Annotated in this window: 23 protein-coding genes; 10 read left to right on the plus strand and 13 right to left on the minus strand. The window is 74.3% G+C overall.

Annotated features, from left to right (window positions below; genetic code table 11):
• The 7 genes from ACPXCB_RS27325 (at window position 1) to ACPXCB_RS27355 (ending at window position 6,225) form a co-directional block, all read left to right on the plus strand.
• Window positions 1-636, plus strand: coding sequence for a hypothetical protein (locus ACPXCB_RS27325; protein WP_425878635.1), 636 nt, complete (start codon window positions 1-3; stop codon window positions 634-636).
• Window positions 637-768: 132 nt separating this feature from the next.
• The gene (locus ACPXCB_RS27330; RefSeq protein WP_425878636.1) at window positions 769-1,110 is read left to right on the plus strand and encodes a PadR family transcriptional regulator; all 342 of its coding nucleotides are present in this window, start codon (window positions 769-771) and stop codon (window positions 1,108-1,110) included.
• The gene (locus ACPXCB_RS27335; protein WP_425878638.1) at window positions 1,107-2,057 is read left to right on the plus strand and encodes an HAAS signaling domain-containing protein; all 951 of its coding nucleotides are present in this window, start codon (window positions 1,107-1,109) and stop codon (window positions 2,055-2,057) included. Before ACPXCB_RS27330 ends, ACPXCB_RS27335 begins: the two co-directional genes overlap by 4 nt.
• 129 nt (window positions 2,058-2,186) lie before the next feature.
• Window positions 2,187-3,473 carry a sensor histidine kinase gene (locus ACPXCB_RS27340; protein WP_425878639.1) on the plus strand — a complete coding sequence of 429 codons (1,287 nt, stop codon included), beginning with the start codon at window positions 2,187-2,189 and terminating at the stop codon, window positions 3,471-3,473.
• 14 nt (window positions 3,474-3,487) lie between these two features.
• A complete protein-coding gene (locus ACPXCB_RS27345) occupies window positions 3,488-4,189 on the plus strand; it encodes a response regulator (protein WP_425878743.1) in 702 nt (233 codons plus the stop codon).
• 81 nt (window positions 4,190-4,270) lie between these two features.
• Window positions 4,271-5,164 carry an ABC transporter ATP-binding protein gene (locus tag ACPXCB_RS27350; RefSeq protein WP_425878640.1) on the plus strand — a complete coding sequence of 298 codons (894 nt, stop codon included), beginning with the start codon at window positions 4,271-4,273 and terminating at the stop codon, window positions 5,162-5,164.
• Window positions 5,161-6,225 (plus strand): ABC transporter permease, encoded by a 1,065-nt coding sequence (locus ACPXCB_RS27355; protein ID WP_311414476.1) that lies wholly within the window; start codon window positions 5,161-5,163, stop codon window positions 6,223-6,225. Before ACPXCB_RS27350 ends, ACPXCB_RS27355 begins: the two co-directional genes overlap by 4 nt.
• Before the next feature lie 249 nt (window positions 6,226-6,474).
• On the opposite strand, the gene ACPXCB_RS27360 is transcribed toward ACPXCB_RS27355, so the two are convergent.
• From ACPXCB_RS27360 to pgsA, 9 genes are all read right to left on the minus strand, one after another.
• A complete protein-coding gene (locus tag ACPXCB_RS27360) occupies window positions 6,475-7,137 on the minus strand; it encodes a DUF402 domain-containing protein (RefSeq protein ID WP_425878643.1) in 663 nt (220 codons plus the stop codon).
• Between the two features lie 199 nt (window positions 7,138-7,336).
• A complete protein-coding gene (locus tag ACPXCB_RS27365; RefSeq protein WP_425878645.1) occupies window positions 7,337-8,086 on the minus strand; it encodes a YebC/PmpR family DNA-binding transcriptional regulator in 750 nt (249 codons plus the stop codon).
• A gap of 235 nt (window positions 8,087-8,321) precedes the next feature.
• Complete coding sequence (locus tag ACPXCB_RS27370) at window positions 8,322-8,534, minus strand: hypothetical protein (RefSeq protein WP_425878646.1); 213 nt, start codon at window positions 8,532-8,534, stop codon at window positions 8,322-8,324.
• A 117-nt stretch (window positions 8,535-8,651) separates the two neighbouring features.
• Entirely contained in the window at window positions 8,652-9,260 is a 609-nt protein-coding gene (gene pdxT / locus ACPXCB_RS27375) for a pyridoxal 5'-phosphate synthase glutaminase subunit PdxT (protein WP_425878648.1), read from the minus strand.
• A gap of 99 nt (window positions 9,261-9,359) precedes the next feature.
• The gene (gene pdxS / locus ACPXCB_RS27380; protein ID WP_151456191.1) at window positions 9,360-10,277 is read right to left on the minus strand and encodes a pyridoxal 5'-phosphate synthase lyase subunit PdxS; all 918 of its coding nucleotides are present in this window, start codon (window positions 10,275-10,277) and stop codon (window positions 9,360-9,362) included.
• Window positions 10,278-10,528: 251 nt separating this feature from the next.
• On the minus strand, window positions 10,529-11,029 hold the full coding sequence (locus ACPXCB_RS27385) for a hypothetical protein (RefSeq protein ID WP_425878650.1): 501 nt from the start codon (window positions 11,027-11,029) through the stop codon (window positions 10,529-10,531).
• A gap of 2 nt (window positions 11,030-11,031) precedes the next feature.
• Window positions 11,032-12,192 carry a glycosyltransferase family 4 protein gene (locus ACPXCB_RS27390; RefSeq protein WP_425878652.1) on the minus strand — a complete coding sequence of 387 codons (1,161 nt, stop codon included), beginning with the start codon at window positions 12,190-12,192 and terminating at the stop codon, window positions 11,032-11,034.
• Window positions 12,193-12,207: 15 nt separating this feature from the next.
• Window positions 12,208-13,140: a phosphatidylinositol mannoside acyltransferase gene (locus ACPXCB_RS27395; RefSeq protein WP_425878654.1), complete on the minus strand. Its 933-nt coding sequence runs from the start codon at window positions 13,138-13,140 to the stop codon at window positions 12,208-12,210.
• Between the two features lie 43 nt (window positions 13,141-13,183).
• On the minus strand, window positions 13,184-13,816 hold the full coding sequence (gene pgsA, locus ACPXCB_RS27400; RefSeq protein WP_425878655.1) for a phosphatidylinositol phosphate synthase: 633 nt from the start codon (window positions 13,814-13,816) through the stop codon (window positions 13,184-13,186).
• Between the two features lie 251 nt (window positions 13,817-14,067).
• Between pgsA and ACPXCB_RS27405 the strand changes: the two genes are divergently transcribed.
• Window positions 14,068-16,230 carry an elongation factor G-like protein EF-G2 gene (locus ACPXCB_RS27405; protein WP_425878657.1) on the plus strand — a complete coding sequence of 721 codons (2,163 nt, stop codon included), beginning with the start codon at window positions 14,068-14,070 and terminating at the stop codon, window positions 16,228-16,230.
• A 25-nt stretch (window positions 16,231-16,255) separates the two neighbouring features.
• On the opposite strand, the gene ACPXCB_RS27410 is transcribed toward ACPXCB_RS27405, so the two are convergent.
• Entirely contained in the window at window positions 16,256-17,314 is a 1,059-nt protein-coding gene (locus ACPXCB_RS27410; RefSeq protein WP_425878659.1) for an aldo/keto reductase, read from the minus strand.
• A gap of 193 nt (window positions 17,315-17,507) precedes the next feature.
• Window positions 17,508-18,020 carry an HIT family protein gene (locus tag ACPXCB_RS27415; protein ID WP_425878744.1) on the minus strand — a complete coding sequence of 171 codons (513 nt, stop codon included), beginning with the start codon at window positions 18,018-18,020 and terminating at the stop codon, window positions 17,508-17,510.
• 223 nt (window positions 18,021-18,243) lie between these two features.
• On the opposite strand from ACPXCB_RS27415, the gene ACPXCB_RS27420 reads away from it, so the two are divergent.
• The gene (locus ACPXCB_RS27420; RefSeq protein ID WP_425878661.1) at window positions 18,244-18,981 is read left to right on the plus strand and encodes a D-Ala-D-Ala carboxypeptidase family metallohydrolase; all 738 of its coding nucleotides are present in this window, start codon (window positions 18,244-18,246) and stop codon (window positions 18,979-18,981) included.
• 58 nt (window positions 18,982-19,039) lie between these two features.
• Here the strand turns inward: ACPXCB_RS27420 and thrS are convergent, their stop codons facing one another.
• Complete coding sequence (gene thrS, locus ACPXCB_RS27425) at window positions 19,040-21,040, minus strand: threonine--tRNA ligase (protein ID WP_425878663.1); 2,001 nt, start codon at window positions 21,038-21,040, stop codon at window positions 19,040-19,042.
• Window positions 21,041-21,307: 267 nt separating this feature from the next.
• On the opposite strand from thrS, the gene ACPXCB_RS27430 reads away from it, so the two are divergent.
• Window positions 21,308-22,210 (plus strand): YcnI family protein, encoded by a 903-nt coding sequence (locus ACPXCB_RS27430; RefSeq protein ID WP_425878665.1) that lies wholly within the window; start codon window positions 21,308-21,310, stop codon window positions 22,208-22,210.
• A gap of 49 nt (window positions 22,211-22,259) precedes the next feature.
• Here ACPXCB_RS27430 and ACPXCB_RS27435 read toward each other — a convergent pair whose 3' ends face one another.
• On the minus strand, window positions 22,260-23,180 hold the full coding sequence (locus ACPXCB_RS27435) for an ADP-ribosylglycohydrolase family protein (RefSeq protein ID WP_425878666.1): 921 nt from the start codon (window positions 23,178-23,180) through the stop codon (window positions 22,260-22,262).

The raw sequence follows: 23,180 nt of genomic DNA on the forward strand, positions 1-23,180 counted from the left end.
GTGCACCGTCTCTCGTACACCGTCGTCACCGCCCTGCTGGCCACGGCCGGGCTCGTGCCGATCACCGCGGCGGCACCGGCCGCCGCCGCGCCCAGGCCGGCCGCCGTCGCCGGGAACCTGTCCGCACGTGCCGACGGCCGCCTCGGCACGGATACGGACGGCGCCGCCCGCCCGGCTGCCGCCGATCCCGACGAGGTCCGGCTCATCAGTGTCCGGGGCGCCGGGCCGTTCCGGATCGGAGCCGGCCTGGCTCGCCTGTCGGCGGCCGGCCTCATCGACTGGGTGGCTCCCGACTGCGACGGCACGGTCCGTGCCGGCGTCACCGGGGCCTGGGCGGGGAAGATCCTGCTGGCCTTCCGCGACGGGCGGCTGGTGGAGGTGGGCACCGCCACCGCGCCGCCGCGCACGCCCGCCGGCGCGGGGGTGGGCATGTCCTTCGCCGCCCTGGAGGAGATCTACGGCCCGCGGGGCTCGCTGATCCGCAACGACGCGGACGACGCCTCGGCCTATCTGGTGCGCGTCGGTTCCCGGGTGGAGCTGTTCACCGGCCACCCGATCCGGCCGGGGGTCGGCTACCTCCAGGTCGGGCCGGCGTCCGTCGTCGAGCGCGGCTTCCGGGAGGGCCGGTCCTGCTGAGCGACCGGCATCCACGGCGGCGGACCCCTCCGAGGGCCCGCCGCCGTCCGTTTCGCCCGAACACACTGATGTTGACGCACACGATGATGTAGCAGTGGACAATGGTGTGTGGCACACAGTATGGTGTGACGCATGGTTAGCGATGAGATCCTGCGAACGCACCTCCAGGAGTTGCGTCGGGGCACCGTGGTGGTGGCGAGCCTCGTCGCGCTGCGCCGTCCCGACTACGGTTACGCGTTGCTGCAACGCCTCTCCGACCACGGCTTTCCGGTCGACGCCAACACGCTCTACCCGCTGCTGCGGCGGCTGGAGGAGCAGGGGCTGCTGACCAGCGAGTGGAACACCGAGGAGAGCCGGCCACGCAAGTTCTACCGGACCAGCGAGGAGGGCGAGTCGGTGCTGGGCCGACTCCTCACCGACCTCGCCACAGTGCAGACCTCCCTGACCGGGCTGATCGAAGGAGCCAACCGATGACCACCCTGACCGACCGATACCTCGCCGCGACCCTGCGTTCGGTGCCGGTCGCGCGCCGCGCGGAGATCGCCACCGAGCTGCGCGCCTCGATCGCGGACATGGTCGAGGGCCGTACGGCCGGCGGGCAGGACACCGCCGTCGCCGAGCGGGAGGTGCTCACGGAGCTGGGCGACCCGGACAAGCTCGCCGCCCGCTACGCCGACCGCCGGTTGCAGCTCATCGGACCGGCCTACTACCTGGCCTGGTCGCGGCTGATGAAGCTGCTGCTCAGCTTCATCCCGGCCCTGGTCGGCGTGCTGGCCGGCCTGCTCAGGGTCGCCGACGGCGGCAACGCGGGCGAGGGGATCGGCGCGGGCATCACCACCGCCTTCCAGGTGGCCGTCCAGATCGCCTTCTGGGTGACCGTGGTCTTCGCGGTGCTGGAGCGCACCAAGACCCCCCTGCACCTGCCCAGGTGGAGCGTCGACCAGCTCCCGGAGGACACGACCGACCGGCAGATCACCCTCACCGACATCGCCGCCTCGGTCACCTTCCTGGCGCTGGTCATCGCGTACCTGCCGATGCAGCACTTCCGCTCGTTCGTGCCCACCGACGACGGCGAGAACCTGCCGATCCTCGACCCGGCCCTGTGGAGCTTCTGGCTGCCGTTCCTGATCGCGGTGCTGGTGGCCACGATCGGCCTGGAGTTCGCCAAGTACCGGGTCGGGCGCTGGACCTGGCCGCTGGTCGCGGTCAACGCGGTGCTCGGCCTGGCGTTCGCGGGGCCGGTGGTCTGGCTGATGTCGACCGACCGGCTGCTCAACCCCGAGTTCGTGGCCCGCTTCGAGTGGCTCGGCGAGGGCGACAACCTGAACCTGGTGGCGACCGCCGTGATCGCCGGCACGGTGCTGGTGACGCTCTGGGACATCCTCGACAGCGCCGTCAAGACGTGGCGCAACCGCACCTGATCCACCACCGTCACGGCCCGGCGCGCCACGCGTGCCGGGCCGTGACGCGTGCCGGCACCGCAACGGGGCCGGGCCGCCCCGGCCGGGTGCCGGACCGGGGGCGACCGGCGGGATGAGATCCTGACCCGGATGAACAGCGACACCGACGAGGGCTGGCGGCGCCCCGGGCCCACCCCGGAGCAGCGCCGGCTGGACGTCTACACCGGGCTGGCCGCGACCGTCCTGGCGCTGTTCAGCCTGACCCTGGCCCGCAGCACCGGAGCGTTCCTGCTCGGCCCGCCGCCGTCCGGCCCGGAACAGATCTTCTGGACCGTCGCGGTGACCCTGCCGCTGATCTGGCGACGCCGGTTCCCCGCCGCCGTCACGCTGGTGGTCTCGATCGCGTTCATCGCCGCGCAGGCCCGCTCCGCCCCGGAGACGCAGCTCGCCTCGTGGGCGCTGTTCGCCGCCCTCTACACGTTGGGCGCGTGGGGCCGGGAACGGCGGCTGTCCCGGCGACTGCGGATCGGCGTCATCGCCACCATGTTCCTGTGGCTCGGGGTCTACTACGCCACCACCTACACCACCATCCCCCCGGACGCGTTCGCCCGCGCCGTCGGGCCCGTGCCCCCGTTGCTCGCGGCCATGGTGAACGGGGTGCTGGTCAACGGCCTCTACTTCGGGTTCGCGTACTTCTTCGGGGAGACGGCGTGGCTGGCCGCCCGGCGGCAGCACGAGGTGCAGGCACGGGCCGAGGAGCTGCGCCGCTCGCAGGCCGAGATCCGCGAGCACGCGGTGGTGGGCGAGCGGGTCCGCATCGCCCGGGAGCTGCACGACGTGGTCGCCCACCACGTGTCGGTGATGGGGGTGCAGGCGTCCGCCGCCCGCCGGGTGTTCGACAAGGACCCGGTCAAGGCCCGCGCGGCGCTGAGCGCGATCGAGGAGACCGCCCGAACGGCCGTCGACGAGCTGCGCCGGATGCTCGGCCTGCTCCGCGCCCGCGACGGCGGCCCGGACCGCCCGGAGCAGCCGGGACCCGCCGGAGTCGACCAGATCGCGGCCGTGGTCGAGCGCGCCCGCGAGGCCGGGCTGCGGGCCACCATGGGCGTGTACGGGGACCCGACACCGCTGCCGGAGTCGGTCTCGCAGGCCGCGTACCGGGTGGCCCAGGAGGCCGTGACGAACACGCTCAAGCACGCCGAGGGCGCGAGCGCGCTCGACGTGCGGATCCGCTACCTGGCACACGAGGTGGAGGTCGACGTGACCGATGACGGACGGGCGACCCGCCCGGCGAACGCCGACGGGCTCGGCCTGGTCGGGATGCGCGAGCGGGTCGCCACCCACGGCGGCGCGCTGGAGGTCGGCCCGCGCGCCGGCGGCGGCTGGCGGGTACGCGCCCGGTTCCCGCTGCCGCTGCCGGCGGGGCGGCCCGCGTGAGCGCCGGACACGAGGTGCCCGGGACCGACCGTCCGGTCCGGGTGCTGCTCGCCGACGACCAGCACCTGGTCCGCACCGGCTTCCGGGTCATCCTGGAGGTGGAGGACGACATCGAGGTCGTCGGGGAGGCCGCCGACGGGGAGCGCGCCGCCAGCATGGCCCGGGCGCTGCGTCCGGACGTCGTGCTGATGGACGTCGAGATGCCCGGGGTCGACGGGCTGGAGGCCACCCGCCGGATCACGGCCGGGCAGGACGGGCCGGGCGGGCCGGCCGTACTGATCCTCACCACGTTCGACCGGGACGACTACCTGTTCGCCGCGCTGCGCGCCGGGGCCAGCGGCTTCCTGCTCAAGAACGGCACCCCGGAGGCCCTGATCGAGGCGATCCGGGTGCTCGCCCGGGGCGACGGTCTGCTCGCCCCGGAACTCACCCGGCGGGTGATCGCCACCTTCGCCCGCCCCGGCGAGCCCGGCCCGCCGGGCAGCCCGAGGACGACTCCCGAGGCGGCGCTGCGGGACCTCACCCCCCGCGAGCGGGAGGTCCTGGTCCTGGTCGCCGGCGGCGCCAGCAACGCCGAGATCGCCGCCGAGCTGCACCTGGGCGAGGCGACGGTGAAGACCCACGTCAGCCGGGTGCTCGCCAAGCTGGGCCTGCGCGACCGGGTGCAGGCGGTGGTCTTCGCGTACGAACACGGGGTGGTGCGTCCCGGCGGCTGACCCGGCTCCGCCATGAGGGGGACGGCGTGCTCGATCTCGGGGCGGACGGCGGGGCGCGGCCGGCGATCTAGCGTGGACGCCGTGACCAATGTGCTCCGCCTCGACGGCGTCGACCGCAGCTTCGGCGACCGGCGGGTGCTCCAGAACGTGTCCTTCGACGTGGCCGCCGGCCGGATGACCGGCTTCGTGGGCGGCAACGGCGCTGGCAAGACCACCGCCATGCGGATCATCCTCGGGGTGCTCGCCCCGGACGCCGGCGAGATCACCTGGCAGGGCGCTCCGCTGAGCCGGCAGGCCCGCCAGCGCTTCGGCTACATGCCGGAGGAACGTGGCCTCTACCCGAAGATGAGCGTCCGGGAACAGGTGACCTACCTGGGTCGGCTGCACGGGATGACCGCCGCCGCGGCGCGACGCAACACGGACGCGCTGCTGGAGCGGGTCGGGCTCGCCGAGCGCGGCGACGACCTGCTGGAGACGCTGTCGCTGGGCAACCAGCAGCGCGCGCAGATCGCCGCCGCCCTGGTGCACGACCCCGAGGTGCTGGTGCTCGACGAGCCGTTCTCCGGGCTCGACCCGTTGGCCGTGGACACGGTCGTGGCGGTCCTGCGGGAGCGGGCCGCCGCGGGCGCGCCGGTGCTGTTCTCCAGCCATCAGCTGGACGTCGTCGAGCGGCTCTGCGACGACCTGGTGATCATCGGCGGCGGCGTGATCCGGGCCGCCGGCAGCCGGGAGGAGCTGCGCGCGACGTACACCGTGCCCCGGTACGAGCTGGTGGTGGAGACCGACGCCGGCTGGCTGCGGGACCAGCCGGGGGTGACCCTCGTCGACCTGGACGGCGCGCGCGCCGTGTTCGACCTCGCGCCCGGCGCGGACGAGCAGCCGGTGTTGCACGCGGCGCTGGCGCGCGGCCCGGTCCGCGCGTTCCGCCCGGTCAGCCCCTCCCTCACCGAGATCTTCCGAGAGGTCGCCCAGTGAACACGATGCAGGCCACCCGGTTGGTCGCCGCCCGGGAGATCCGGGTCAAGCTGCGCGACCGCACCTTCCTGTTCAGCACCCTGTTCTTCCTGCTGATCGCCGCCGCCGCGACCATCCTGCCGCCGCTGCTCTCCGGCGGCCCGTCGAGCGTGGCGGTGACCGCGTCGGCGGCCGGCCCGCTGCGCGAGGCGGGGCTGGAGGTCCGTACGGTCCCCGACGACCGCGCCGCCGAGCAGGCCGTACGCGATGGCGACGTCGACGCCGCGGTGGTCTCCGGGCCGGCGGTGCTGGCCATGGACGAGGCCCCCGACGACGTGGTGGCGGCGCTGAGCACGCAGCCCGCGGTCCGGCTGCTGGACCCCGACGCGGTGGACCCGGTGGTGGCCTTCCTGGTGCCGTTCGCCTTCGCGTTCATCTTCTTCGTCACCTCGCAGACCTTCGGCGTGCAGATCGCGCAGAGCATCGTCGAGGAGAAGCAGACGAGGATCGTGGAGATCCTGGTCGCCGCGGTGCCGGTACGGGCGTTGCTGGCCGGCAAGATGATCGCCGGCACGGTGCTGGCCCTCGGGCAGATCGCCCTGGTCGCCCTCGTCGCCCTGGTCGGTGTGCAGTTCGGCGACAGCGGCGGGCTGCTCTCGCTGCTGGCCCCGGCGATCGGCTGGTTCCTGCCGTTCTTCCTGCTCGGCTTCGTGCTGGTCGCGGCCATGTGGGCGGCGGCCGGTGCACTGGTGAACCGCCAGGAGGACATCGCCGGCGTGTCGACGCCGGTGCAGCTCGCGGTCATGCTGCCGTTCTTCGCGGTGATCTTCCTGAACGACAACGCGACGGCCATGCGGGTGCTGTCCTACGTGCCGTTCTCCGCGCCGACGGCCATGCCGTTGCGGCTGTTCACCGGGGACGCGGCCGGCTGGGAGCCGCTGGTGTCCCTGGCCCTGCTGCTGGTCGCGGCCGCCGCGTTCGTGGCCGCCGGGGCCCGGGTGTACGAGGGCTCGCTGCTGCGCACCAACGGCCGCACCTCGGTGCGGGCGGCGTGGCGGTCGCGCGAGAAGACGCTGGGCTGAGCGCCGGCGCCGGGGGGGGGGGGGGGGGGCGGGGGCGCGGGGGGGGGGGGGGGGGGGGGGGCCGGGGGGGGGGGGGGGGGGCGCGGGGGGGGGGGGGGGGGCGGGGTGGGCGGCGGGCCCCTGGGGGGGGGGGGGGGGGGGGGGGCGCGTCACGCGGCGGGGCTGCGCGCGGGCGCCGGGGGGCGGGGGCCCCGCCGGCGCAACGGCGGCGGATGCGGCCGGCGCGACGTCGGTCGCGGCGGCCGACGATCAGCGGGGCGGTGGGACCGTGTCCCAGCCGGACGGCAGGGCCGGCACCGGCCAGGCCGGGTCCGGACGCCAGGTCGACCAGGCCTCGTCCCACCAGCGCTCCCCCGCGTCGAGCAGGGCAGCGATCCGGTCGCCCTCGGCCCGGATCGCGTCGGCCATCCCCGGGTAGCGCCCCTCTTCCAGGCGCTGGGCGAACATCTCCACGTCCTTCCAGACGTAGCGGTCGGCGCCGGCACCCCACCAGAGATCCAGCTCGTGGTCGAGGGTGTCGACCCCGACCGGGGTACGCCGCAACGGCTCCTGGAGGTTGAAGTACCACCCGGCGAAGGCGCGCTGCGGGCCGGTCCAGAAGACGTCCACGGAGTGTGCCTCACCTGGGCGGTGCAGCATCAGCTTGCCGTGCCCGCTCCACGCCCGGTGCCCGGCGACCTGCCACGGGTGCCGCCCGCACGGGAAGCCGCCGGCCTCGGGGAAGCCGAACTCCGCGCCCGGGGGCAGGTAGAGCACGAGCAGGTCGGGCGTGTCCTCGACGCAGATCGTCGGGCAGCCGAACCACACCTCGCCGTGCAGGATCTCGCGCCGGACCACGACATCGCCCGGCGCGAACCGGCCACCGTCGCCCGCCCGACCATCGTCTCGCTCCGCCCGGCCCGAGTGGTCCACGCCCGCAGCCTAGCCAGCGCGGGGCGGCACACCCCCGACCACGGACCCCGCGAGTCCGGCTAAATCGGTCGTACGTCGGACAGCACGCGCCCGCGCGGCGGCGACACGCGGGCCACCGCCTCCCGCCGCCGGCTCCCGGTCGGTGCCGGGAGTCGACGGCGGTCGCGGCGGTGCGGGGCTGCGCGCCGGGGACCTCGGATCAGCCGACGGCCTCCATCACCTCGTCGCTCACGTCGAAGTTCGCGTAGACGTTCTGCACGTCGTCGCAGTCCTCCAGGACGTCGATCAGCTTGAAGATCTTGCGGGCGCCCTCCTCGTCGAGGGGGACGTTGACGCTCGGGATCAGCGACGACTCGGCCGACTCGTATTCGATGCCGGCGTCCTGGAGCGCGGTGCGGACGGCGATCAGGTCGGTCGGCTCGGAGACCACCTCGAACGCCTCGCCCAGGTCGTTGACCTCCTCGGCGCCGGCGTCGAGGACCGACATCATCACGTCGTCCTCGGTCGTGCCGGCCTTCGGGACGAGCACGACGCCCTTGCGGGAGAACATGTACGACACCGAGCCCGCGTCGGCGAGCGAGCCGCCGTTGCGGGTCAGCGCGGTGCGCACCTCGGTGGCCGCGCGGTTGCGGTTGTCGGTGAGGCACTCGATGAGCATCGCCACGCCGTTCGGGCCGTAGCCCTCGTACATGATGGTCTGCCAGTCGGCGCCACCGGCCTCCAGGCCCGAGCCGCGCTTGACGGCGCGGTCGATGTTGTCGTTGGGGACCGAGTTCTTCTTCGCCTTCTGGATGGCGTCGTAGAGCGTCGGGTTGCCGGCCGGGTCACCGCCGCCGGTGCGCGCGGCGACCTCGACGTTCTTGATCAGCTTGGCGAACATCTTGCCGCGCTTGGCGTCGATGACCGCCTTCTTGTGCTTGGTCGTCGCCCACTTTGAGTGGCCGGACATCTGCTACCTCCGTTGCTACCCGCCGTCTGCATCGACCGACCGCGCACGCCCCCGCTCCCGCCGGCGCACGCGGTGGTGCCGGGCAGCCCTGCGGGAAAGCCGTGACGGGCAGCTGGCCCCGCCGAATCTCGGCAATCCTACCGACGCCCGGCGAGTCGCTGTCACCCGCGCCGCGCGCCGCCGCCCCGCCCCGCCCGCCCGCAACGGGACGGACGGGACGAAAGCGCGGCTGCGGTCAGGACCCGAAGCCGTACGAGCCCAGCACCCTGAACCCGGAGGTGGACCGCTGTTCGCACCGGTCCTCCAAGCCGGGCCGGTAGCGGCGGAACGACTCCAGCTCCGGCAACGGGCCCGGCAGCTCGGGCGCCACGGCGATGTCCACGAAGCTCCGCTCGTCGTCCAGTTGGAGCGTCACGAACCGCAGCCCGGCCGGCTGGGTCCGGGCCACCTCCTCGTGGACGGCCCCGAGCAGGCGCAGGTGCTCCGGCGAACCACGGCCGGAGCCTGCGCTCGGTGGCCGGCTGAGGCGGCGGGCCCTCCCGGGTGGAGGACCCGTCGCCGCCACTCAGCGGGACGCCCGGACCATCGCCACGAAGTATGCGTGCACCCGCGCGTCGCCGGTCAGCTCGGGATGGAACGAGGTGGCCAGCAGGTTGCCCTGCCGCACCGCCACGACCCGCCCGGCGGCCGGGCCCTCGGTGACCGTGCCGAGCACCTCGACGCCGTCGCCGACCCGCTCGACCCACGGCGCCCGGATGAACACCGCGTGGAACGGGCCGCCCTCGATCCCGGTGACCCCCACCGGCGCCTCGAAGGAGTCGACCTGCCGGCCGAACGCGTTGCGCCGCACGGTCATCTCGATGCCGGCGAAGCCGCGCTGGTCGGGCCGGCCGTCGAGGACCTCGGTGGCCAGCATGATCATGCCGGCGCAGGAGCCGTAGACCGGCATGCCGTCGGCGATGCGCTTGTCGATCGGGTCGCGCAGCTCGAAGATGTCGGCGAGCTTGCTGATCGTGGTGGACTCGCCGCCGGGGACGACCAGCCCGTCCACCTCGTCCAACTCCCGCGCACGGCGTACCGGGCGGGCGTCCGCGCCGGCCTCGGCCAGCGCGGCCACGTGCTCGCGCACGTCGCCCTGGAGGGCGAGCACGCCGATCACGGGTGCGTCGCTCATCTGCCGTTCCTCTCGTGGTGGACGTGGCGGCTTGGTTGCCTTGTCAGGAGGGGCACCTTCCTGTGCACCAGGCGACAGGAAGGTGCCCCTCCTGGCAGCTCACCAGCCGCGCTCGGCCAGGCGGTGCGGCTGCGGGATCTCGTCGACGTTGATGCCGACCATCGCCTCACCCAGGCCCCGGGAGACCTTGGCCAGCACGTCCGGGTCGTCGTGGAAGGTGGTGGCCTTGACGATCGCGGCGGCGCGCTGCGCGGGGTTGCCGGACTTGAAGATGCCGGAGCCGACGAAGACGCCCTCGGCGCCGAGCTGCATCATCATCGCGGCGTCGGCCGGGGTGGCGATCCCACCGGCGGTGAAGAGCACCACCGGCAGCTTGCCGCTCTCGGCGACCTCCTTGACCAGCTCGTACGGCGCCTGGAGCTCCTTGGCGGCCACGAACAGCTCGTCGGTCGGCAGCGAGCTGAGCCGGCGGATCTCCTGGCGGATCTTGCGCATGTGGGTCGTGGCGTTGGAGACGTCACCGGTGCCGGCCTCGCCCTTGGAGCGGATCATGGCCGCGCCCTCGGTGATCCGGCGCAGGGCCTCGCCGAGGTTGGTCGCCCCGCAGACGAAGGGGACGGTGAAGGCCCACTTGTCGATGTGGTTCGCGAAGTCGGCCGGGGTCAGCACCTCGGACTCGTCGACGTAGTCGACGCCGAGCGACTGGAGGATCTGGGCCTCCACGAAGTGACCGATCCGGGCCTTGGCCATGACCGGGATGGAGACGGCGTTGATGATGCCGTCGATCATGTCGGGGTCGCTCATCCGGGACACCCCGCCCTGGGCGCGGATGTCGGCGGGCACCCGCTCGAGCGCCATCACCGCGACGGCGCCGGCGTCCTCGGCGATCTTGGCCTGCTCGGCGTTGACCACGTCCATGATCACGCCGCCCTTGAGCATCTCGGCCATGCCGCGCTTGACGCGGGCGGTGCCGGTGACGGGGCTGGCGCTAGCGTTCTGGGCAGTGGTTTCGGGCACGGGTCATCGCTCCTCGAACATGCTCTGGGGGTGGCTGCGGAAATGCTACGACGGTCCCAACGCCGATCCGACAGCCAATCAGGCCCATGGTGGCCTGCACTGTGGCAGCCATCACCGCCCCCGCCTGGTTCCTCCCCGCCTGCCCCGCTGCTCCCGGATGCGAAGTCCGTCCCTCCCCCGCCCGCCCCGCCCGCGATGCCCCCTGCCGCGAAGTCCGTCCCCGCGACGCCGGGGACGCCCGCTGCGCGAGGTCAGGTGGCGGGGACGTCAGCCGGGACGGTCAGGGTGGGGTCGTCGATGTCGAAGTAGGTCGGCCACGGCTGCCGGCGCCCCATCCGCAACAGCCGCACCAGGGGACGGCTGCGCGCCGCGCGGGCGTCGCGGACCAGGTCGGTGTGCACCTGACGGGCCAGGGCGAGCCGCCGGCTGGCGCCGATCACCGTCTCGCAGTCCGGATCCGCCGGGTCCAGCTCCACCGCCCGCAACTGGCGGGTGAGGTCGTTCTCGGCGGCCTCCCGCTCGTCGGGCTCGGCGTCCAGCGCGATCCGCGCCGCCGCGTACAGCTCGACGCCGTAGCGGCGCTCGGCCAGGACCGCGGCGGCCGCCGCCCGGCGCAGCAGGTGGGCCTCCAGGGCGCGGGCCGCCAGCTCCGCCCGCGCGTGCAGCCGGCCGACCCGCCCGGCGGTCCAGACGAGGTACGCCGCCACCAGCCCGACGACCAGGGCCGCGAGCACCCACCAGAAGCTCGACATCGTCAGTCCAGCCCCACCCATTCGGTGTCCATGACCCGCCCGTCGGTGGCCTCGATCGCCGCCGCGTACACCTCCAGCACCCGCCGGGCGACCACGGGCCAGTCGAAGGTGGCCACCACCTGGTCACCGCAGGCGGTCAGCGCGGCCCGGGCGCCGGGATCGTCGAGCAGGTCGGTGAGGGCGGTACGCAGCGCGGCCGGGTCCCCGGTCGGGAAGAGCCGGCCCGCCCGGCCGCCGTCGAGCACGCGGCGGAACGCGTCGAGGTCGCTGGCGACGACGGTCGTGCCCGCCGCGAGCGCCTCGGTGAGGATCATGCCGAACGACTCGCCGCCGGTGTTCGGCGCCACGTAGAGGTGCACGCTGCGCAACATCCGCGCCTTGTCCTCCTCGGAGACCAGCCCGAGGAAGGTCACCCGGTCCCGCAGGTCGGCCGGGAACCGGCCGAACAGGTCGTCCGCGTCGCCGGGGCCGGCCACCAGCAGTCGCAGGCCGGGCCGCTGCCGGGTCAGCTCCACGAAGGCGTCGCGCAGGATCGGGAAGCCCTTGCGGGCCTCGGTGAACCGGCCGAGGAACCCGATCGCCCCGTCGCGGCCCGGCGGGCACTCCCCCGGCCAGCCCGGCAGGGGCTGCGCGTGACTGAACTTCGCGACGGCCACCCCGTTGGGGATCTCCACCGCCCCGCCGTCCATGTGCTCGACCTGCACCTTGCGCGCCAGCGCGCTCACCGCGATCCGGGCGGTGATCCGCTCCAGCACGATCTGGAGCACGCCCTGCGCGGCGGCCAGGGCCCGCGACCGGGTCATCGCGGTGTGGAAGGTCGCCACCACCGGGCCACGGGCGGAGAGCACGGCCAGCAGCGACAGGCTCAGGGTCAGCGGCTCGTGCACGTGCAGCACGTCGAACTCGCCCCGGATGATCCACCGCCGCACCCGCGCGGTGGAGACCGGGCCGAAGGCGATGCGGGCCACCGAGCCGTTGTACGGCAGGGGCAGGGCCCGTCCCGCCGGCACCACGTACGGCGGCAGCGGGGAGTCCTCGTCGGCCGGGGCGAGCACGCTCACCTCGTGCCCGAGCCCGATCAGCGCCTCGGCGAGGTCCATGACGTGGTTCTGCACCCCACCGGGCACGTCGAAGGAGTACGGGCACACGATGCCGATGCGCACGTGCAAACGCCTCCCTTACGCCTGTCCGGCGGCCGGGGAGGGCAGGGCCGCGTCGCCGCCCCTGCCGTGCTGGTCCAGCCACATCCGCTGCAACATGTGCCAGTCTTCCGGATGCCGGGCGATGCCCGCCGCCAGACCGTCGGCGATCCGCTGGGTCAGCGACCGGACCCGCTGGTCGAGCGGGCCCTCCTCCGGGCCGGGCAGCGGCAGCGGTCCCTCGATCGAGGCGCACGCCACGTCCGCCTCGTACCACATCGAGGCGACGTAGAGGGGCGCTCCGGTGCGCAGCGCGAGCAGGGCCGGGCCCGGGGGCATCCGGGTGCGGTGGCCGAAGAACTCGACCTCCACGCCCCGCGCGGAGAGATCCCGGTCGGCCAGCAGGGGCACCACCGTGCCGGCCCGGACCCGGTCGACCAGCACGTCGAACGCGGGCCGCTCGCCGCCGTGGGTGGGCAGGATCTCCATGCCCAGGCTGCGTCGGAAGGCGAGGAAGCGCTGGTAGACGCCCTCGGGCTTGAGCCGCTCGGCGACGGTGGTGATCGGCCAGCCGGTCGCCGCGACCCAGGCGCCGGCGGCGTCCCAGTTGCCGGCGTGCGGCAGCGCCACCACCGCGCCCCGGCCGGCCGCCACGTCGGCGGCGAGCTTCTCCTCGCCGTCGAGCCGGAAACCGGCCAGGGTCTCCGCCCGGCTGAGCGTGGGCAGCCGGAACGCCTCCAGCCAGTACCGGGCGTACGAGCGCAGGCCACGACGGACCAGCTCGTCGAGCTCGGCCTCCGGCAGGTCGGGGCCGACCACCCGGCGCAGGTTCGCGCGCAGTCGGGCCGTACCCCCGCCGCCGCGACGGTGGGCGCGGTCGGCGCCCGCCCGGAACGCCGCCGCCGCGACGGACCGGGGCAGCGCGCGGATCACGCGCCACCCGGCGATGTAGCCGAGCTCGGTGAGGTTCACCGGCGCCGGCCCTCCGGCCCCGGCCGACCCGCGGGTGTCGCGCTCACCCCTGCCCGCCCGGGGTGTGCACCCGCTGGGCCTGGCGGTAGACGTGGGTCATGCGCTGGCCGACGGTGAAGATCGACACGGCGGCGAGCAGCCAGAGCGCGATCTCCAGCGCGGGCTTGACGTTGAAGCCGGTGAGCAGACCGCCGACGCCGACGATGAGCAGCCGCTCGGTGCGCTCGGCGATGCCCACGTTGCAGGTCATGCCGAGCCCCTCGGCGCGGGCCTTGACATAGGAGACCAGCCCGCCGGCGGCCAGGCAGAGCAGCGCGGCGGCGACGCCCGAGTACTGGTGCTGGGTCGCCAGCCAGTACGCCACCGCGCCGAAGACGGCGCTGTCGGCGACCCGGTCCATGCTCGAATCGAGGAACGCCCCGAACTTCGTCGAGCCCCCGCTCATCCGGGCCATCGTCCCGTCGAGCAGGTCGGTGAGCGCGAAGAAGGTGACTATCAGGGCCCCGGCGACCAGATGACCGCGGGCACCGAAGCCGAGTGCGCCGACGAGCACCCCGAGGGTGCCCGCCACGGTGACCGCGTTGGGAGTTACGCCCGCTCGGAGCAGGCGGCGTGCGACCGGCTCGACGACACGGGTCATCCCCGCGCGGGCCGACACTTGGAAGATCTTCGCCATGGCGCTCCCACGATAACGGTCCGCGGAGCAGCAGCGGTACGGCCGGTCAGGCGACCCGCGGGGACGGAGCCTTGTGCCGGCCCGGATCGGGTGTGAGATCGGTGCAGGGACGTGAGCCAGCTCACCCACCCGCCCGTTGATTACCCGCAACCCGGCACCACACCGGAGGATGTCGCCGCGGAACCCGACTGGGCCGCTTCCCCGTCGCGCGCGGCGGTCGCCACCAACCACGGCTGAGGGAGGTGCGCCCCATGGCGCAGAAGAGTCAGGAGAAGGGGGCCGCCGGCGGCGCGCCGGTGGTGACCGAGCCCGGCAGGATCCGCAACGTGGTGCTCGTCGGGCACTCCGGAGCGGGCAAGACGACCCTGGTCGAGGCGCTGCTCGCGGCGAGCGGCACGAACGGCCGGGCCGGCAACGTCGCCGACGGCACCACCGTCTGCGACCACGACCCGGCAGCCGTACGCCAGCAGCGCTCGGTGAGCCTGGCCTGCGCCCCGCTGCTGCACGGCGGGGTCAAGGTCAATCTGCTCGACACCCCCGGCTACGCCGACTTCGTGGGCGAGCTGCGGGCCGGCCTGCGGGCCGCCGACGCGGCGCTGTTCGTGGTCTCCGCCGTCGACGGGATGGACGCCGCCACCGCCGCCCTCTGGGAGGAGTGCGCGGCGGTCGACATGCCCCGGGCGGTGGCCGTGGCCCGGCTGGACCACCCGCGCGCCGACTTCGACGAGGCCGTGGCGCTGTGCCAGCGGGTCTTCGGCGACAACGTGCTCCCGCTCTACCTGCCGATGCTCGGCGACGACGGGATCTCCACCGTCGGCCTGCTCGGCCTGATCACCCGCCGGGTCTTCGACTACACCGCCGGCCTGCCGGCCGAGGTACGCGAGCCGGACCCGGAGCACCTGCCCGCCATCGTCGAGTCCCGCAACGAGCTGATCGAGGGGATCATCGCCGAGAGCGAGGACGAGTCCCTGCTGGACCGCTACCTCGCCGGCGAGGAGATCGGCACCGACGTGCTCGTCGACGACCTGGAGAAGGCGGTCGCCCGCGGCCACTTCTACCCGGTGGTGCCGGTCTGCGCCGAGACCGGCGTGGGGCTGGACGCGCTGCTGGAGGTGCTCACCGCCGGCTTCCCCTCGCCGCTGGAGCACGAGCTGCCGGCGGTCGCCGGGGTGGACGGCTCCCCCCGGCCGCCGCTGACCTGCGATCCGGACGGCCCGCTGGTCGCCGAGGTGGTCAGGACGACCGTCGACCGGCACGTCGGGCGGGTCTCCCTGGTCCGGGTCTTCTCCGGCACCCTGCGTCCCGAGCAGACCGTGCACGTCTCCGGGCACGGCATGGCCGAGCGGGGCCACCCCGACCACGACGCCGACGAGCGGGTCGGCCACATCTACACGCCGCTGGGCGCGAGCCTGCGCGAGGTGGGCGTCTGCGTGGCCGGCGACATCTGCGCCATCACCAAGTCGGGCAGCGCGGAGACCGGCGACACCGTCTCCGCCAAGGACGACCCGCTGCTGATCGCCCCCTGGGAGATGCCCGAGCCGCTGCTGCCGGTGGCCGTCGTGGCCCGCAGCCGCGCCGACGAGGACGCCCTCGCGCGGAACCTGGCCCGCCTGGTCGCCGGCGACCCCACCATGCGGCTGGAGCGCAGCCCGGAGACCCACCAGCTGGTGCTCTGGTGCATGGGCGAGGCGCACGCCGACGTGGTGCTGGAGCGCCTGCGCGCCGGCGGGGTGGAGCTGGACACCGAGCCGGTCCGGGTGGCGCTGCGCGAGACGCTGACCGTCGCGGCGAGAGGGCACGGCCGGCACGTCAAGCAGTCCGGCGGCCACGGCCAGTACGCCGTCTGCGACATCGAGGTCGAGCCGCTGCCGCCCGGCGCCGGATTCGAGTTCGTCGACCGGGTGGTCGGCGGGGCGGTGCCGCACAACTACGTCCCCTCCGTCGAGAAGGGCATCCGCGCCCAGATGGAACGCGGCCTGGTCGCCGGCCACCCGGTGGTGGACCTGCGGGTGACCCTCCTCGACGGCAAGGCGCACAGCGTCGACTCCTCCGACGCGGCCTTCCAGACCGCCGGGGCGCTCGCCCTGCGCGACGCCGCCGGGAAGGGGCAGCCGGCGCTGCTGGAGCCGATCGACGAGGTGGTGGTCCGGGTCCCCGACTCCTCGGTGGGCGCGGTGATGGGCGACCTGTCCGGTCGGCGGGGCCGGGTGCTCGGCACCGAGGCCGACCCCGAGGCCGAGGGGCGCACCGTGGTCCGCGCCGAGGTGCCCGCCACGGAGCTGCTCCGCTACGCGGTCGAGCTGCGCTCCATGACGTCGGGCACCGGCATGTTCCGCCGCCACTTCGTCCGCTACGACCCGATGCCCAGCCACCTGGCCGACCAGCTCCGCAAGGAACACCCCACCCACCCCTGAGCACCGGCCCCCGGGCGGGGCCGGGTCAGGGGCGGGCGGTGGGGGGCAGCGGGCTCGGCCGGTAGGGGCGGTCTGCGTCGCGGAGGGCGGCCGACCGCAGCGCAGCCAGCTGGCGCTCCACCTCGGCGAACTGGTCGGCCGGCAGCGGGCCCCGGCGCAGGGCTCCGGCGTTCTCCTCCACCTGGGCCACGGTGCGGCAGCCGGGAATCGGGACGGTGCGGTCGCTGCGCGCCCAGAGCCACCCGAGCGCGCCCTGCGCGAGGGTACGCCCGTCAGCGGTCAACGCCGCCCGCACGGCGGTGACGCGACGCAGCCACTCCGGCGCCGGCCGGCCGCCCCGGAACCACTCCAGCCAACCGGGGGCGACCCCGCGTACGTCGTCGCGGGGCAGCGTGGAGCCGGCCGTGTACTTGCCGGAGAGCAGGCCCATGCCCAGCGGTCCCCGGTTGACGCTGGCGAGGTCGTACTTGTCGCAGACGGCGAGCAGTTCGGGGGCGTCCCGGAGCACCGACAGCGTGTGCTGCACGGCGGTGGCGTGCCGGGCGTCCCGCCCGAACGCGGCGGCCCGGTCTGGGCGGTCGGTGCTCCAGCCGTACGCCCGGATCAGCCCTTCGGCGACCAGGTCCTCCAGGGTGCCGACGAGCGCCTCGGCCCGCGGCACCGGCAGGTCCGCCAGGTGCAGCTGGTAGAGGTCGATCCGGTCGGTGCCCAGCCGGCGCAGCGAGTGCGCGACGGCCCGCCGCAGGTACGCCGGGGAGGGGTCCTCGCCGGTGGCCTGGCGGGTGGCCTCGTCGAAGGTCCAGCCCCACTTGGTGGCGATCACGGCCTCGTCGCGTCGGCCGGCGACGGCCCGGCCGAGCACCCGCTCGCCGTGCCCGGCCCCGTAGGTGTCGGCGGTGTCGAAGAGCGTCACACCGAGGTCGAGCGCGTGCCGGATCGCGCGGACCGACTCGTCGTCGTCGACGGCGCCCCAGCCCAGCGGCTGGCTGCCCTCGGCCCAGGGGCCGCCGATCGCCCAGCACCCCATGCCGAGGGCGCTGACCTCGATGCCGCTGCGGCCCAACGTCCGCGTCGTCACTGCCATCGCCAGATCGTGCCACCTCGCGCCCTGCCCGGGGCGGGAAGTTTGCCGACGACACGACCGCCCGCAGCCGCCGACCGGCCCGGACTCTTCTCGGGGGTGGCGATCGGTGCGGGAGCGGGGCCGGCGGGCGGGGAGGGGCCCCGGCAGGCGGAGCCGCACCCGTCACGGACCGCCGGGAATTGCGAGGGTCGGTCTAGGTCGGCCAGGCCCGGGTGAACAGGTCGCGGGTGTCGGTGAGCAGCTGCGGCAGGACCTTCGTCTGCCCGATCACGGGCATGAAGTTGGCGTCGCCGCCCCAGCGGGGCACCACGTGCTGGTGCAGGTGCGCGGCGATGCCCGCGCCGGCCACGCCGCCCTGGTTCATGCCCAGGTTGAACCCGTGCGCGTTGCTCACCTTGCGTACCACCCGCATGGCGGTCTGGGTGTGCGCCGCCAGTTCGGTGGTCTCGGCCAGGTCCAGCTCGGTGTAGTCGGCCACGTGCCGGTAGGGGCAGACCAGCAGGTGCCCGGGGTTGTAGGGATAGAGGTTGAGCACCGCGAACACGTGCTCGCCCCGGGCCACCACCAGGCTCTCCTCGGGCGCCAGCCCCGGGGCCCGGCAGAACGGGCAGCCGGCGGGCCGCTCGTAGCCGCCCTCGGGCCGGTCCTCCCCGGAGATGTAGGTCATCCGGTGCGGAGTCCAGAGCCGCTCCAGGCCGTCGGCCATGCCGCTGTCCATGTGCCGTTCCACCCCAGTCACGCCACCGATCCTACGTTCCCGGCGACGGTCGCTCCGGACGCCGTACGCCAGTCCGTGCCCGCCCCTGAAGCCCCCTGGGGTCCGGGACGCGTTCAGGGGGACGGATAGGGGGCGAAAGTTCTTGACGAACTGATGAACGTGAATGAAGAATCCATCCAAACACATCATCCCCTGTCGATGGGAGCCCATCGTGAGAACCGCATTCCGCCGCTTTGGCCGGGCGCTCGCCGCTTGCGCGCTCGCCGCCTCCACCGCCCTCGTGGGCGTGGTGGCGACCAGCAGCCCCGCGCAGGCGGACGGCTGCTACACATGGGGACGCGCCCTCTCCCAGGGCGCCACCGGCGAAGACGTCCGGCAGCTGCAGATCCGGCTCGCCGGCTACCCCGGCTACAACGCCCAGCTCTCCCTCGACGGCTCGTTCGGCCCGGCCACCCGGTCCGCCGTGATCCGCTTCCAGCAGGCGTACGGCCTGGCCGCGGACGGCATCGCCGGGCCGGCGACCCAGAACCAGCTCTACGCGTTGCAGGACGACGACTGCACCCCGGTCAACTTCACCTACGCGGAGCTGAACCGGTGCAACAGCACCTGGTCCGGTGGCGCGGTCTCCGCCAGCACCGCCCGGTTCAACGCGCTGGTGTCGATGTGGAAGCTCCAGGCCATGCGCAAGGCCCTCGGCAACGTGTCGATCAACATCAGCAGCGGCTTCCGCAGCTACTCCTGCAACAGCGCGGTCGGCGGCGCCTCCAACAGCCGGCACCTCTACGGCGACGGCGTCGACCTGGTCGGGTCGCCCTCGTTCTGCCGGCTCGCCCAGCAGGCCCGCTACCACGGCTTCGGCAACATCCTCGGCCCCGGCTACCCGGGTCACAACGACCACACCCACGTCGGGGCGGTCGGCGGCTGGTCCGCGCCGAGCTGCGGGATCTGACACCTGACGACCCCATGACGAAGGCCCCCCGCGCGGGGGGCCTTCGGTGCGTCGCGGGTCAGGCGGCGGACGGACCGACGTTGGTCCGGGAGCCGACCACGTCGAGCACGTGGGCCACGGCGTCGGCGACCGGCACCCCGTTGCGCTGCGAGCCGTCCCGGTAGCGGAACGAGACGGTGCCGGCGGCCACGTCGTCGTCGCCGGCGATCACCATGAACGGGACCTTCTGCTGCTGGGCGGTGCGGATCTTCTTCTGCATCCGGTCGTCGCCCGCGTCGACCTGGGCGCGGACGCCCTCGGCGCGCAGCGCGGCGACGAAGCCGTGCAGGTAGTCGGTGTGGTCCTCGCGGATCGGGATGCCGACCACCTGCACCGGGGCCAGCCACGCCGGGAACGCGCCCGCGTAGTGCTCGGTGAGCACCCCGAAGAAGCGCTCGATCGAGCCGAAGAGCGCCCGGTGGATCATCACCGGCCGCTGCCGGGTGCCGTCGGCGGCCTGGTACTCGAGGCCGAAGCGCTCCGGCAGGTTGAAGTCGACCTGGATGGTGGACATCTGCCAGGTCCGGCCGATCGCGTCCTTGGCCTGCACCGAGATCTTCGGGCCGTAGAAGGCCGCGCCACCCGGGTCGGGCACCAGGTCCAGCCCGGACTCCTCGGCGGCGGAGCGCAGGGCCTCGGTGGCCCGCTCCCAGTTCTCGTCGGTGCCGACCGACTTCTCCGGGTTGCGGGTGGACAGCTCCAGGTAGAAGTCGTCCAGGCCGTAGTCACGCAGCAGCTCGAGCACGAAGACGAGCAGCGACTTCAGCTCGCCCGCCATCTGCTCCTCGGTGCAGAAGATGTGCGCGTCGTCCTGGGTCATGCCGCGCACCCGGGTCAGGCCGTGCACCACGCCGGACTTCTCGTAGCGGTAGACCGTGCCGAACTCGAACATCCGCAGCGGCAGCTCGCGGTAGGACCGCCCCCGGGACCGGAAGATCAGGTCGTGCATCGGGCAGTTCATCGGCTTGAGGTAGTAGCTCGCGCCCTCGACCTCCATGGGCGGGAACATGCCGTCGGCGTACCAGTCCAGGTGCCCGGAGACCTCGTACAGGTGGCCCTTGGTGATGTGCGGCGTGTTGACGAAGGCGTAGCCGGCCTGCTCGTGCTTGATGCGGGAGTAGTTCTCCATCTCCCGGCGGATGATGCCGCCCTTGGGGTGGAAGACCGCCAGGCCCGAACCCAGCTCGTCGGGGAAGCTGAACAGGTCCAGGTCCACGCCGAGCTTGCGGTGGTCGCGCCGCGCGGCCTCCTCCAGCAGCTTCAGGTACGCCTTCAGCTCGTCCCGGGTCGGCCAGGCGGTGCCGTAGACCCGCTGGAGCTGCGGGTTCTTCTCCGACCCGCGCCAGTACGCGGCGGCCGAGCGCATCAGCTTGAACGCGCCGATCAGCCGGGTGTTCGGCAGGTGCGGGCCCCGGCACAGGTCCGACCAGCAGACCTTGTCCTCCTTGGCGGCGAGGTTGTCGTAGATGGTCAGCTCGCCGCCGCCCACCTCCATCACCTCGGAGGTGTCCAGCCCTTCGCCCTTGACGTCGATGAGCTCCAGCTTGAACGGCTCGGCGGCCAGCTCGGCCTTCGCCTCGTCGAGGCTGCCGAAGCGCCGGCGGCGGAACCGCTGGCCGGATTTGACGATCTCCTGCATCCGCTTCTCGAGCTTGCCGAGGTCGTCCGGCTGGAACGGCTTGTCGACGGCGAAGTCGTAGTAGAAGCCGTTCTCGATGGGCGGGCCGATGCCGAGCTTGGCCTCCGGGAAGACGTCCTGCACGGCCTGGGCGAGCACGTGCGCGCAGGAGTGCCGCAGCACGTCGAGCCCGTCCGGCGAGTCGAGGCTGACCGGCTCGACCTCGGTGTCGGCCTGCGGGACCCAGTCCAGGTCGCGCAGCTGGCCCTGCGGGTCGCGGACCACCACGATCGCCTTCGGGCCGGACGCGGGCAGACCGGCCGCGGCCACCGCGTCGGCCGCCGTGGTCCCGGCGGCGACGACGACGGGGTCGGCCACGGCGGGGGTACGGGGTGCGGACACGGTGACTCCTCCAGCAGACGGCACGGATGACGCCGAACGTTCGGCTCCTGCGATGCTATCGGTCGCCCCCGCCGGCACGGTCGCCGACGCCACCGCCCCCGGGGTCCGTGGGACGGGCGCCGCCCCCGCCGGCACCCCGGGAGGATCCGAGCGCGCCGGGTCCGGCCGGCGTCCCGAGCCCTGCGTTGAACCTTTCCGTCCCCGCATCCGAACTACCGGATGTGGCCGGAACCGGTGCCGGCCCCGTGGAGACGGATGGGACCGACGATGGCGACGATGCACGGTGTGCGGCCCGAGCCCCGGCCCCGGCGCCGGGCCGCGACGGTGGCCGTCCTGGCGGCGGCCGGGGTGCTGACCTGGCCCGCCCCGGCGTACGCGACCGACGTGACGACCAGCCCGACGCAGGCGCGACAGGGCGGTTCGGTGAAGCTGGAGTTCGTGGTGCCCGACGAACTGCCGGGCGCCCGCGCCGAGCGGATCGAGATCCGGCTGCCGGCCGACGCCCCGATCGCCGAGGTCTATCCGATGTCGGTGCCCGGCTGGGCGCCCCGGATCACCTCCCGCAGGCTCGACCAGCCGGTCGCCGGCATCCACTCGTCCCGGGTCGACGAGGTGACCAGCGCGGTGACCTGGGTCCGGATGCCCGGCACCGCTCCCGGCCCGGCCCGGCTCACCCTGTCCATGGGGCCGTTGCCGCAGACCGACCGGCTCACCTTCGAGGTGCTGCGCACGTACGCCGACGGCACGGTGGTGCGCTGGGCCGGGCCGACCGGGGCTCGCCGGGCGCCGACGCTCACCCTGCTGCCGGCGGCCCCCGGCGCGGCGGCCGGGCACGGCGGGCACGGCGCCGCCCCGGCGGCCGACGGGGCTGGCGACGGGGCTGGCGACGTCCCGGCCGCGCGGGCCCGGGCGGCCGGTGGGCCGGCGGGCGGCGACGCCCCGGGCGACGGCGGGAACGCGGACGGGATGCTGGCCGCCGGGCTGCTCGCCGGCCTCGGCGGAGGCGCGGCGATCGGCTGGCTGGTCAGCCGCTGGCGCCGCCGCGAGCCGGCCGAGCCGGTCGACCTGTCGGTGCTGCGGGAGGACCCGACGCCCCGGACCGACCCGGCCGGGCCCGGCCCGGCCGCCGCCGGGGCGGAGTCGCCGGGCAGGCCGGTCGCCGCCCGCTGAGCACGGCGCGCGGGACGGGCGGGCGTCAGGGCGTGGACCAGGGCGGCGGTCAGCCGGCCCAGTTTGGCAGGGGCTCGCGGGCGGCCAGCCAGTCGGCCGGCACCCCACCCGGCGTGCCGACGCCGGTGTGCGCGGCCACCACCGCCCCGACGATGGCGGCGGTGGTGTCGACGTCCCCGCCGGCCTCGACGCACGCGCGGACCGCCGCCGGGTAGTCGTCCAGGTGCACGGCGGCCACCCAGCAGGTGAAGGCGACGGTGTCCTGGGCGGTGACCCGGGAGCCGTTGCCGAGCACGTCGGCGGCCTCGGCGACCGAACGGTCGAGCAGGCCGGCGGCCCGGCGTACGCCCCGGTGCACCTCGGTGGTCGGGTCCAGCACGGCGGTGACGCCGGCCAGCAGCCGCTCCGGGGCGGGCCGGTGGCCGTCGAGGCGGGCGCGGGCGGCCAGCGACGCGGCCACCGCCACCGCGACCGCGCCGGCGACGCCCTCCGGGTGCGCGTGGGTCACCTCCGCCGACGCCCGGGCCTGCGCCGCCGCCCGCGCGGTGGAGTCGGCGTACCACGCGCCCAGCGGGCCGACCCGCATCGCCGCGCCGTTGCCGCAGGAGCCCTGGCCGTCGAAGGCGGAGGCGGCCGCCACCGGCCACGGCGTGCCGGTGCGGATCAGCCGCAGGATGGTCACCGCGCCCGGCCCGTACCCCCGGTAGGGCTCGCAGCGCTCGGCGAAGGCCGCGGCGAGCGCGTCCCGGTCGATCCGGCCGGTCTCGGCCAGGGCGGCGACCACCGAGCAGGCCATCTCGGTGTCGTCGGTCCACTGCCACGGCGGTGCGGGCAGCTTCCCGGCGGCCAGGTCGGCCGGATGCCGGCCGGGAACGAAGAACTGTGAGCCGAGCGCGTCGCCCACCGACAGGCCGGCGAGCGAGTCCCGGGCCAGCGCGAGGCGGGTGTCGGAAAAGAGCGTGAAGGACAT

This window comes from Micromonospora sp. DT62 (assembly GCF_049847285.1).
Lineage (GTDB): Bacteria > Actinomycetota > Actinomycetes > Mycobacteriales > Micromonosporaceae > Micromonospora > Micromonospora reichwaldensis.